Annotated in this window: 11 protein-coding genes; 3 read left to right on the forward strand and 8 right to left on the reverse strand. The window is 51.9% G+C overall.

What is annotated here, in order from left to right:
- The first annotated feature begins 38 nt into the window (after positions 1-38).
- Positions 39-947, forward strand: coding sequence for an alpha/beta hydrolase (locus ACEW8P_RS11815; RefSeq protein WP_373513285.1), 909 nt, complete (start codon positions 39-41; stop codon positions 945-947).
- Positions 948-1,034: 87 nt separating this feature from the next.
- Here ACEW8P_RS11815 and ACEW8P_RS11820 read toward each other — a convergent pair whose 3' ends face one another.
- Positions 1,035-1,892: an SDR family oxidoreductase gene (locus ACEW8P_RS11820; protein WP_373513286.1), complete on the reverse strand. Its 858-nt coding sequence runs from the start codon at positions 1,890-1,892 to the stop codon at positions 1,035-1,037.
- A 122-nt stretch (positions 1,893-2,014) separates the two neighbouring features.
- Between ACEW8P_RS11820 and ACEW8P_RS11825 the strand changes: the two genes are divergently transcribed.
- Positions 2,015-3,352 (forward strand): DEAD/DEAH box helicase, encoded by a 1,338-nt coding sequence (locus ACEW8P_RS11825; RefSeq protein WP_373513295.1) that lies wholly within the window; start codon positions 2,015-2,017, stop codon positions 3,350-3,352.
- Between the two features lie 34 nt (positions 3,353-3,386).
- On the opposite strand, the gene ACEW8P_RS11830 is transcribed toward ACEW8P_RS11825, so the two are convergent.
- From ACEW8P_RS11830 to ACEW8P_RS11845, 4 genes are all read right to left on the reverse strand, one after another.
- On the reverse strand, positions 3,387-3,833 hold the full coding sequence (locus ACEW8P_RS11830; RefSeq protein ID WP_373513287.1) for a DsrE family protein: 447 nt from the start codon (positions 3,831-3,833) through the stop codon (positions 3,387-3,389).
- Between the two features lie 26 nt (positions 3,834-3,859).
- The gene (locus tag ACEW8P_RS11835; RefSeq protein WP_373513288.1) at positions 3,860-4,030 is read right to left on the reverse strand and encodes a DUF1059 domain-containing protein; all 171 of its coding nucleotides are present in this window, start codon (positions 4,028-4,030) and stop codon (positions 3,860-3,862) included.
- A gap of 69 nt (positions 4,031-4,099) precedes the next feature.
- Positions 4,100-4,501 carry a hypothetical protein gene (locus ACEW8P_RS11840; protein WP_373513289.1) on the reverse strand — a complete coding sequence of 134 codons (402 nt, stop codon included), beginning with the start codon at positions 4,499-4,501 and terminating at the stop codon, positions 4,100-4,102.
- 53 nt (positions 4,502-4,554) lie between these two features.
- The gene (locus ACEW8P_RS11845) at positions 4,555-6,441 is read right to left on the reverse strand and encodes a tail fiber domain-containing protein (RefSeq protein WP_373513290.1); all 1,887 of its coding nucleotides are present in this window, start codon (positions 6,439-6,441) and stop codon (positions 4,555-4,557) included.
- A 349-nt stretch (positions 6,442-6,790) separates the two neighbouring features.
- Here ACEW8P_RS11845 and ACEW8P_RS11850 point away from each other — a divergent pair, with 349 nt between their 5' ends.
- Positions 6,791-7,576, forward strand: a complete 786-nt coding sequence (locus tag ACEW8P_RS11850; protein ID WP_373513291.1) for a response regulator transcription factor — start codon at positions 6,791-6,793, stop codon at positions 7,574-7,576.
- A 63-nt stretch (positions 7,577-7,639) separates the two neighbouring features.
- Here ACEW8P_RS11850 and ACEW8P_RS11855 read toward each other — a convergent pair whose 3' ends face one another.
- The 3 genes from ACEW8P_RS11855 to ACEW8P_RS11865 form a co-directional block, all read right to left on the reverse strand.
- On the reverse strand, positions 7,640-8,272 hold the full coding sequence (locus ACEW8P_RS11855) for a hypothetical protein (protein ID WP_373513292.1): 633 nt from the start codon (positions 8,270-8,272) through the stop codon (positions 7,640-7,642).
- Positions 8,273-8,300: 28 nt separating this feature from the next.
- Entirely contained in the window at positions 8,301-9,854 is a 1,554-nt protein-coding gene (locus ACEW8P_RS11860; RefSeq protein ID WP_373513293.1) for a serine hydrolase domain-containing protein, read from the reverse strand.
- Between the two features lie 109 nt (positions 9,855-9,963).
- Positions 9,964-10,405, reverse strand: a 442-nt coding sequence (locus ACEW8P_RS11865) for a hypothetical protein (protein WP_373513294.1), incomplete at its 5' end; no start/stop codon positions are given.

The raw sequence follows: 10,405 nt of genomic DNA on the forward strand, positions 1-10,405 counted from the left end.
TTCCTTATGCTTTTTGCAAAAAACCAATTTTCATCAAAATGAAAAAACTACTTAGCCTCGTGACGCTAACCGCGCTATCTTTTGCTACTCTGGCCCAAAACGAAACCATTATGTTGTGGCCCGCCGAAAAAATTCCGAACGCCATTCCAAACTCAGTGGAAGAAAAAACTACGAACAATGGGATGCTGCGCATAAGCGGTGTGACCGTTCCGTCGATGACGGCCTATATCCCGGCCAAGGACAAAGCTACCGGAGCCGCCGTGATGATTTGCCCCGGCGGCGGCTATGGCATCCTGGCTGCCGAACACGAGGGGTCGGAACTAGGCGAGTGGTTCAAAGCACGGGGTATCGCGGCCTTTGTCTTAAAGTACCGTCTTCCCAATCCCGAAGCCATGACTCTCCAGCACGAGGTTCCGCTCAAAGACGCCATGCAGGGCATAAAGCTGATTCGCCAAAAGGCGGCAAAGTATGCCATCGACCCCGCAAAGATTGGCGTCATGGGTTTTTCGGCGGGTGGACACCTGGCGGCGACACTTTCCACTCATTTCGACCGGGGCCAATACGCCAGCGACGACGCCCGACCCAATTTTGCCATTCTACTTTACCCGGTCATTACGTTTTCTAAAGAGTACCAGCACAGTGGCTCGCGCAAAAATCTACTCGGCTCAGATGAAACTGACGAGTTGATGAAGTACTACTCCAATGAGTTGATGGTGTCGCCCACAACGCCGCCAACCTTTCTGGTTCACGCTGAAAACGACAAATCGGTGCCTATTCAGAATAGCTTCGATTATTATCTGGCCCTGCGTCAGTTCGACATCCCGGCAGAACTGCACGCTTATCCTGAGGGAGGCCACGGCTTTGGAATGCGCACCGATGGCAAAGGGACGGTAGGTGGCTGGCCGATGGCGATGGAAGGCTGGCTGAAAAGTATGGGATATTTGTAGCTATGTGGTACGGTCGGACCCGCGCACGGGCTTCCAGCCCGTCTTCCTATGACTAAGAGAAGGGCTGGAAGCCTGTACCACACCACATTACGTATTCAGCACGTCACCACCGTTGGGATGCAGCACCTGTCCGGTAAAGTAGCTTGAATCTTCACTGGCCAGAAACACGAACGACGTCGCCACTTCACAAGGTTGTCCGGGACGGCCCAGCGGGGCATCTTTACCGAAAGTCTCTACCTTATCCGAACCGAATGTCGAGGGAATCAAGGGCGTCCAGATGGGGCCTGGGGCCACGGCATTGACCCGGATGCCTTTGTCGGCCAGATTGCCCGACAACGAACGGGTGAAAGCGACAATGGCCCCCTTTGTGGAGGAATAATCCAGCAAACTCGCGCTGCCTCGGTAGGCCGTCACAGAAGTCGTGTTAATAATTGTGTCGCCTTCCTTCAAATGTGGTAAAGCAGCCTGCACGAAGTAAAACATTGAGAAAATATTGGTGGCAAATGTACCCTGCAGTTGCTCGGCTGAAATCTTACTGATGCTATCTTTAGGATGCTGCTCGGCGGCATTGTTGACCAAGACATTCAATTTGCCAAATTCTTTCACCGTATTTCCAACCGCTTTTCGGCAAAACTCATCCTCTCGGATATTGCCTTTGATCAGCAAGCATTTCTTGCCTTCGGCCTCCACCATTTTCTTAGTGTCTTTGGCGTCCTGGGTTTCATCGAGATAAACGATGGCGACGTCGGCACCTTCACGGGCAAAATGTACGGCCACCGAACGGCCGATCCCGCTGTCGCCACCCGTGATGAGCGCTACTTTATCTTCCAGCTTGCCGCTGCCCCGGTAGTCGTCGCGAATGACAATGGGTTGGGGGTGCATTTTGTGTTCTTTGCCCGGCTGCTTTTTCTGGGTTTGTCCGTTGGTATCGATGTCGTAGTTCATGGTTGTGGTATGGGTTGGTTTGATTGGTTTTTTGAGGGTTGTTGAAAACTTTGTGCCAAAGACGGCGGTTCGACGGGGAGAACGGGCGAGACGCCCGTACCACTTTTTACTACCTTTGCAAAATGACTTTTGACGACCTCAACTTATCCAAGCCGCTTCTCAATGCCCTCGATGACCTGGGGTTCACAGAGCCTACGGCCATTCAGCAACAAGCCTTCTCGGCCATCATGTCGGGCCGCGATGTCTGTGGCATCGCCCAGACGGGTACCGGCAAAACTTTGGCCTACCTGCTGCCACTACTACGGCAGTGGCAATACGCCAAAGATCGCCTGCCTCAGCAACTGATTCTGGTACCGACCCGCGAATTGGTGGTGCAGGTTGTGGAAGCGATTCAACAACTGACCACCTACATGAGCGTCGAAACGATTGGTGTGTACGGCGGCGGCAACATCAAAAGCCAGATGGCCGAAGTGAGCAACGGCGCCGACGTGATCGTGGCCACGCCGGGGCGGCTGATCGATTTGGTGCTGAACCGTTCGTTAAAGACCAAGAATATCAAGAAACTCGTCATCGATGAGGTGGACGAGATGCTTAACCTCGGCTTCCGCTCACAACTCAACACGGTACTCGACCTGCTGACGACGAAGCGACAGAACCTACTGTTCTCGGCCACGATGACTGAGGAAGTGGAGTCGCTGATGGCGGTGCATTTCCACGATCCGCTGCGCATTGAAGCAGCCCCCGCCGGAGCGCCGCTGGCCAGCATTGCGCAGCACGCCTACGCGGTGCCGAACTTTCACACGAAGATTAATCTGCTGAAAATGCTGGTCACGAAAGATCTGGACATGACCAAAGTGCTGGTTTTTGCCAGCACCAAAAAACTGGCTGACCAAATTTTTGAAGCCATGGAAACACGCTTCCCCGATCAGGTCGGCGTTATTCACTCCAATAAAGCGCAGAACAACCGCTTCGAAACCGTCCGCAAGTTTCAGGAAGGTGAAGACCTGATCCTGGTCGCGACTGATATCGTGGCGCGGGGCCTTGACCTGACCGACGTGTCGCATGTCATTAACTTCGATATGCCCGATGAGCCCGAAAACTACATCCACCGCATCGGACGCACGGGCCGCGCCGACAAGGAAGGCACAGCCCTCAGCTTCGTGACGGAAGCCGAAAAGGAATATCAGGAGATGATCGAAGACTTGATGGGGCAGCCGATTCCGATGCTGTCTTTGCCGGAAGAGTTAGAAATCTCGGACGTGTTGACCGAGGAGGAAGAACCGAAGGTCAATATGAAAAATGTTTTGGCCAAAGTACCCCGGCGCGACGACATCGGCCCGGCCTTTCATGAAAAATCAGCGAAAAATCAGAAAGTCAACGTGCGGCGCGACATTGCAGCGGAGAAAATGCAGAAATACGGCAAGCCGATTACGCGTGGGGCGAAGAAGGGGCGGAAGTAGGGATTTTTAGGGACATACTTCCGCCTTCAAAAAATCAATACGTAAACATCCGGTCGCTATCCGCCGCGAGCTCCACCAGCTTTTTGGGCATGGCAAATTCGGCGGGCTTACCTTGAATGTCCGCATCGGTCATGCCCCGGGCCTTCGCCGACATCCCCGATACGTAAAAACGACCGCCCGCTTTTACGATGGCTTCGTAATGCTCTTTCAGTTTGCCTGTGCCTGTGCCTTCCACTTTTGCCATATCGGCATCCCGCAGCAATAGGGCCGCGTTACCCGCCAGGAACAGGGTGACGGTATGCCCTTCTTCCAGAGCGGTTTTGGCCACCAGAAAGGCGAGAGCAGCCCGGGTAGGGTCTTCGGGGCCGTGCGTTACATGAATCAGAAATTTCATTTTTTCAGCGCTGTTTTGATGAGTTTCGGTTGAATTGATCCCTGCCAGTGGCAACAGGAGCAATACCAGGCCGTAAAGAGCTTTCATGAGTTTTCAAGTTTGATTGGATAGTTTCATTCCTCTTTAATGAGCGTCTTAATCTGCTCCGCCATCTCGGACGTAACCTGCACCTGGTGTGCGTCGCTGGCGTGTTGTGCCGCCATTTGCAGCACTTCGTTTTCATTTTCGGCTTTGATTACCCCCGGGCAATCGAAGCCCACATCGCGGCAGTGTAGTACTTTCATTGGAGTTATTGTTTTAGGTTTGAACTGGTTGAAAATTTTAAAATTCACTTTCTGCGTTATCAGATTCGCTTAGCCCATCGACGCCGCACGATTCTCCTGCTGCGCAAGCAGCATTCCCGACCAGACAGTAAAAATTACTGAGATACCTACCGTCAGCCAGGCGGCGGGGGTTTCCACACCATTCAAAATGCCCAAAGTGTTAATGACGATTAACGCCAGGTTTGACAGCAATACAAAAAAGAGCAGGCCTTTCCGGGCTACCGAAGGACCGGCCTCCCGGGCATACCCCAGCGCGACGGCAATGGCTATAAGGCTCGAGCCATAACTCTGCGCTACCAATCGGGTACCCAGATTAATCATACCTGGGTCGGCGAGGTACTTATCGCCAATGTAATCAGGCATGAGAGCCAGGGTAATCCCAAATAGCAGGCAAACTGCCGCTACGCTAGTAAAGAGGTTTTTGGTGTTCATAAGTCGTAGAGGTTTAGGGGTTTGAGAGATATTGCTAAAATATTCCAGGGCAGTTATTGCTTACTATTAGATTTTATAGGTTTCTTCGGCAACAACTTTTTTTGCAGTTCCTCCACACTTTTTTCGAGTTCTTCCAACCTTTGATTTTTCCTGTCCAGCTCCTTATTCAATTCCCTAAGAGTTTCGATTTTTCTGCCTTGCTCCACCACATACAGTGTCAGTTCTTCAATCTTCTCCATCTGTTTGGAAAGCATCTGCGACACATCCACGCCCTGTTCGGTGAGTTCCCGCGCGGAGGGGACACCCGGCAAGTGCTTATGCTGCTTCAAGTAGCTTTCCACTTCGCCCAACGGGCGCAGCCTATACCCTGTTTCGAACACACGATCCGCCCATTCGTCGGCTGAGGCCAGTTTGAGGATGGGCCTATCGAGCCGGGAGTTTAACCCCGTCAGTAGCTGGCTCTGCTGCGTGAGCTGACTCTGCTGCTGCTGTACTGCTTTTACCAGCGGCACTACGAACTCCGCGTAGCGAATGCTGTAGGGCGTACGCTCATTGGCTGGAGCCACGACGCCGCTGAAATCATAGCCAACCGACTGGGCAGCGGTTTCTACTTCCTGGGCCAGGAAACCCGTGTAGGTAATGCTTTCCTGCCGGACGATGCCCGCCTGTTGCGCCGAATCGGCGAAGAGCGAAGCCGCCGCCGGACCGTAAATGAAGTGGTTGAGACTATCGAGGTCCCAGTGGTAGGTTACGGGGCGCAGTTTCAGGATAAAATCCAGCCCGGCGACGTTTTCCTGCACATCTACTTTAAAGCGCTGATCGGAAAAATTAGACCAACCCACCTGTCCGCCAATACTGGTAATGGAAGTACTTCCGATCCTAATTTGGTTGCTGGCGGTATTGGCGGCGTACGCACCAAAGGCCCCCGTTTCGGAAAAGCTACTATAACCAGCTTCTGTCATCGGTCCCGCCGCATAACCAACCGCCGTATTGTGGTCCCCCGCAATATTCCTGTAGAGTGCCTGGAAACCGACGGCCGTATTGCCAGAGCCGGTGGTATTTAGATACATGGCTGTTTCTCCCAAAACTGAATTGTAAGATCCCGTCACGTTTTTGAACAGGGTGAGGCGCCCTGCCCCAGTGTTACTGGTACCGGTGGTATTGTAGAAAAGTGCCTCATATCCCAGAGCGGAGTTATTATTTCCAGTAGTATTGAAAAAAAGGGCATCTGTTCCTAAAGCCGAGTTATACCAACCCGTGGTATTATTGAAAAGGGTCTCATACCCCACAGCGGAGTTACTATACCCATCCGTATTATTTCTAAGAGCAGCTTTCCCTAAAGCCGAATTACCATAGCCGGAGGTGTTGTTATGCAAAGCATCCGCCCCCACTGCTACACTGAAATTCCCCACATTGGTCACCCCCGCCTGGTAACCCAGAAAAAGGCTTTCATCCGCGGTAGCGGGAAGAAAACCTGACCGCTGGCCGTTAGTTTTCAGTACCAATGGCTGGTTATCAGCGGTGCCGATGAAGTTATTGGCCGGATTCGTTCCGGCATTACCGGTTAGTCGCCAGACAAAATCGGAACCGCTTGCAGTGCTGGTGAGCAGCAAAATCCATTGACCACCGTTCCAGTAGTAATAGCCCGGAACCACATCGTAAGGGGGGTAACCGTCTGTGGCGGTGTTGTACACCAGTAGCGAGATGGCGGGGTTAGAAACGGGTTCGGCAGAGTTGACAGTCGTTAGGGCTACGCGCGGAATCAGCAGCCCTTTGTTATAGGCATTCAGGTCGAGTGCCGCCGACGGATCAGGGACAAGCCCATTGTAGTTGATGCCCACGCCGCCTTGCGCATAAATACTGCAGTGTGTAGTTAAAAACAGAATGGCTACCAGTAGGCAAACTGCCAGGGATGATTGGGAGGGTTGAGCTTTCCGCATGATTGAATCTCGTTGGGTTTTGAAAATTACATTTTGCAAAAAATAGGCGCTAGCCTAACCTGACAAGAATTTACCTGTGGGGTGGGTCTGTTTAGTATAAAGCCCCGAATCCTCTGGGAAAAGTTTTTGACGCTTCAAATATTGGACTTAATCCCAACTGCAACCACGTGAAAAACACTCTTCTTATCCCCGTATTTTTCCCGTTTCTACGACAAATCACCCGATCCGATACCACAAACCAGGAGTTTTCGGAAAAGGGGCAGTCTCAATCACAAAATTCTTCCATTGAACAGTACACTACAATACTGATCATTCAGTATATTTAGTCTAATTTTAGCCCTCACATCCCATGACCAAAGCCGTGCCCAACACATTGGCCTTCAACGCCTACAAAAACGCTTGGCATGCCGATCTCATCGAATCGGACATCGACGAAATAAACGAGTTGATCGGGGCAAATCCACTGCTGCACGAAACCCTCGTGCTCCGGGATTCGGCTCTGGCGATCAAGGACATCAAGCGGATGTACTATTCCTGCATTCTGGGCGACGTGGAGAAGGTGTGCGGGTGGAGCAGAGAGATTTTTCTGAGCGGCGGGGTAGACTTCTATGTCTCGCAGATTCCAGCTGAGGAGTTGCAGGGGCTCGAAGAAATGACGCGACTCATCAGCCAGTATGTGGTCACGCTAAATGGGGAACGGGCCAAAAACTTTCGGGCGATTTTTGATTACAAACTGACCCGTTCGGACGGTAGAATCGGTCGCATCATTCAGGAAAGCAGCGCCCTCAAGCGGGATGCGAAGGGAAATGTTTTGTTCTTTCTGATACTGGTCTCCGACATATCCAGTTTAAAAAGGGACAGACGCCAGCACCTCCGGCTCACCGATGGGCAAGAAAACCTGCTCTACGAAGTGGATAATGCCACCGGGAAATGCCGCCAACTGGAAGCGATCAGCAAGCGGGAATTGGAAATAATCCGGCTTTCGGGCCAGAACATGACCAGCAAAGCCATCGCGGAAAAACTGTTCATTAGTCCTCATACCGTCAATACGCATCGGCAGAATATGCTTAGGAAATTCGGGATGACAGATACGATGGAGTTGATCAATTTCCTGATCATCTATCGGTTGCTCTGATTCTATGAATAAATGCCTACCGTCAAAGACACTTTTGTTCGATTGAAGGCAAAGCCAACCTTTCTACTTGATGGGCGTAAAAACGCGCGTCTCTCTGAATAGCCCTTTCTCTACCACGTCTTTGTTGTGCGAACCGATGAAAAGTCCGACCATCAGTTCTTCGGGAAAATCAAAATCGGGTACTTCCACCGTCCAGAATGGCATCCCGAGTTTGGCGACCGACACGAAGTAGCTGCGCCCCCGCCGTTCGAGCTGGATGATATCGGCCTGCACCATCGGTATTTTCACTTCCTCTATGTTGGTGCCGCCTTTCTTGCGGTACTGGAAGGCCGTCAGTCCGTCGCCGTGGACGGTCAGGCTCACCATCGCCGCGCTGGTGTCCAGGCTCGTTCGTGCCATCCAGCCCGATTTGCGGTGCGGGTCCACGCCTTTTCCTTCGAGCATCGGCTGGGTAGTGAGCAAGAAATCGCCCTTGATTTTTTTCCAGGCAAAGTGCAGTTCGTCCTTCTTGAACCAGATGTTCGCGCCCGCGCCACTGAGGGCGTAGGTGCGGGAGGCGTTGTCGTAAGTAGCAGCGCCGGGATGCAGCACCGGGCCGACGTCGGCATGGTTTTCAAAAATACCGACAGGATTCTGGGCTTGCAGGTTAGTCAAGCCCACACCAATCAGCAGGAGAGGGAAAATGAGTAATTTCATAAAAATCGGGTTTAGATCGCCAGCGACATTACGCCTTCAAAGTACCCGTCAAGGTTGGGCGTGGGTCGGGAAAGTTTTTGGAATGCGCCGAAACGCTGTTCATAAATTTGATCTTCACCTGGTCGCCCGCGAAGGTCAAAGTTATGGTGTCGCCGTGAATGGCAGTCACGGATTTCGTATTCAATTGCAGGGTGTTATCGTCCGTCCAGGTAGCAGTTCCGGCGATTTGGGCAGGGGATTCCAGGCGAGTAGGAACTGGAAAAAGAGGTTTGCTTTCACCGGGATTGATAAGCCACTTCTCCCAGCCAAACGTGATCTTCTCCACGCCGCCGGATGTCGTCAATTTCAGCACGCAGTTTTTGGGATTAAAACTTACTGCCAACTGACTGATTCCGTAGGGATTCTTATCGAGCGCAAACGACTTGTCACTGTACTTTGTCGCCAACTTTGATTCGATGGAACCTCTGACCACGGGCAGCGACAGTTGACTGATTTCTTTTTTCAGAAAGGCTTGCCTTACCGAATCTTCTGGTAGTGTACCATCGGAAAAAGCGGGCAGCAGCGTTTCGTAGGCGATGTTCATGCTCTTTTGCAAATCCCAGCTTTCGCTGGTCATCACTAGCACAGCATCTTGCTCAGGCATCACGAAGCAGAATTGTCCGTAGGCCCCGTCGCCCCGGTAGAAGCCCGGCTTGCAGCGCCAAAACTGGTAGCCGTAGCCCTGCGACCAGTCGCTATCGCCCTCGCGGGAGTCGGTTTGTTTGCTGGTGGCTTCCTCGATCCAGCTTTCGGGTAGCAGTTGCTTGCCGTCCCATTTGCCTTTCTGCAAATAAAACTGCCCGAACTTAGCGATGTCATCGGTCTTGACGCGCAGGCCATAACCCGCCGTATTGAGTCCCTGCGGCGATTTTTCCCAGTCGTAACCCACGATGCCGAGCGGCTGGAAAAATCGCGGTTCCAGGTACTTTTCCAACGTTTGTCCCGTCACGTTGTGCAGGATCGCGCCGAGTATGTAAGTTGCTCCGGTATTGTAGACAAAGTGGCTGCCCGGCGCGTGAGGGACAGGCTGCGCCAGAAAGGTTTTTACCCAGGATTCGCCGTCGGCGTTTCGTAAAGCAGGTAGTGTATCGGCATCTTGCCCGGTATTCATCGTGAGTAGGTTCTTAATTTTCATGGCCTGCAAGTTTTCGCTTGGAGTGGCAGGGGCTTCTTTTGGAAAGAATTTCAGAACAGGGTCGTCCACGGAAATTTTTCCTTCACTCACCAAAAAACCGATGGCCGTGCTGGTGAAGCTCTTGGAAAGCGAGTAGAGCGTGTGCTTGTATTCGGGCGCAAACGGTTTCCACCAGGCCTCGGCTACGACTTTGCCGTGCCGCAGCAGCATGAAGCTGTGCCATTCCAAATCCGAAACTTGAATGGCTTGCAGGAAATTTAAGATGCCCTCCGTGTCCACGCCTTGTGATTCGGGCGTCGCGCGAGGTAGGTTTTGCGCTAGAGCCGAGGAGAATTTATAGGAGGAAAGCGTAGCCAAGCCGATTGAGCCCAGGCTAGTGATTTTGACGAAGTTTCGGCGAGTAGTCATTTAGTAGGTAGTTGACAATAATTTTGTTTTAGTAACTTAACGCAGCTAGCCTTCAAAACGCTGACCGCGTTTGACTTGAGAATTATCTATTCCAAGTTGGGAAGACACCTTAGTAGGAATAAGGAATTCCCTTTGCTAAACGTCGCATCCACTGTCGTTTAGGAGCATTCGGAGACAAAGCCGCCCTGTATTGTTGTGTGTCGAAACTCCATACTTTTTCGGCAGTATTGGAGTCCCAAAGTTCGGTGTGTGTTCTTATTGCTTCCGTTATGCCAGCATATGGATTGGCTAAGGGAGCTACTGCGGCAATCGCAGCTTGACCTAATGAAGCAGCGACGGCCGGGCCTTTTGACTTCCTAAATTGCTCGCTTCCCCTCACCATCAATACGGCGTCTACTCCCAGCAATCTGCCCAGATCGGCAGCTGCATAAAATGATACAGCAGCCAAATCGATGTTATTTTCGGACAAAATTTTGTTTGTCAACTCAATGGGCTGGTATTTGGCTCTACCGAGACTGGCATTGGTAAGTTGATCGTACATTTCTCGTTGA

The organism is Persicitalea sp., assembly GCF_041751555.1.
Taxonomy (GTDB): domain Bacteria; phylum Bacteroidota; class Bacteroidia; order Cytophagales; family Spirosomataceae; genus Persicitalea.

Coding starts and splice junctions, on each gene's coding strand:
- ACEW8P_RS11815 (WP_373513285.1), top strand. CDS start 39: ATGAAAAAACTACTTAGCCTCGTGACGCTAACCGCGCTATCTTTTGCT.
- ACEW8P_RS11820 (WP_373513286.1), bottom strand. CDS start 1,892: ATGAACTACGACATCGATACCAACGGACAAACCCAGAAAAAGCAGCCG.
- ACEW8P_RS11825 (WP_373513295.1), top strand. CDS start 2,015: ATGACTTTTGACGACCTCAACTTATCCAAGCCGCTTCTCAATGCCCTC.
- ACEW8P_RS11830 (WP_373513287.1), bottom strand. CDS start 3,833: ATGAAAGCTCTTTACGGCCTGGTATTGCTCCTGTTGCCACTGGCAGGG.
- ACEW8P_RS11835 (WP_373513288.1), bottom strand. CDS start 4,030: ATGAAAGTACTACACTGCCGCGATGTGGGCTTCGATTGCCCGGGGGTA.
- ACEW8P_RS11840 (WP_373513289.1), bottom strand. CDS start 4,501: ATGAACACCAAAAACCTCTTTACTAGCGTAGCGGCAGTTTGCCTGCTA.
- ACEW8P_RS11845 (WP_373513290.1), bottom strand. CDS start 6,441: ATGCGGAAAGCTCAACCCTCCCAATCATCCCTGGCAGTTTGCCTACTG.
- ACEW8P_RS11850 (WP_373513291.1), top strand. CDS start 6,791: ATGACCAAAGCCGTGCCCAACACATTGGCCTTCAACGCCTACAAAAAC.
- ACEW8P_RS11855 (WP_373513292.1), bottom strand. CDS start 8,272: ATGAAATTACTCATTTTCCCTCTCCTGCTGATTGGTGTGGGCTTGACT.
- ACEW8P_RS11860 (WP_373513293.1), bottom strand. CDS start 9,854: ATGACTACTCGCCGAAACTTCGTCAAAATCACTAGCCTGGGCTCAATC.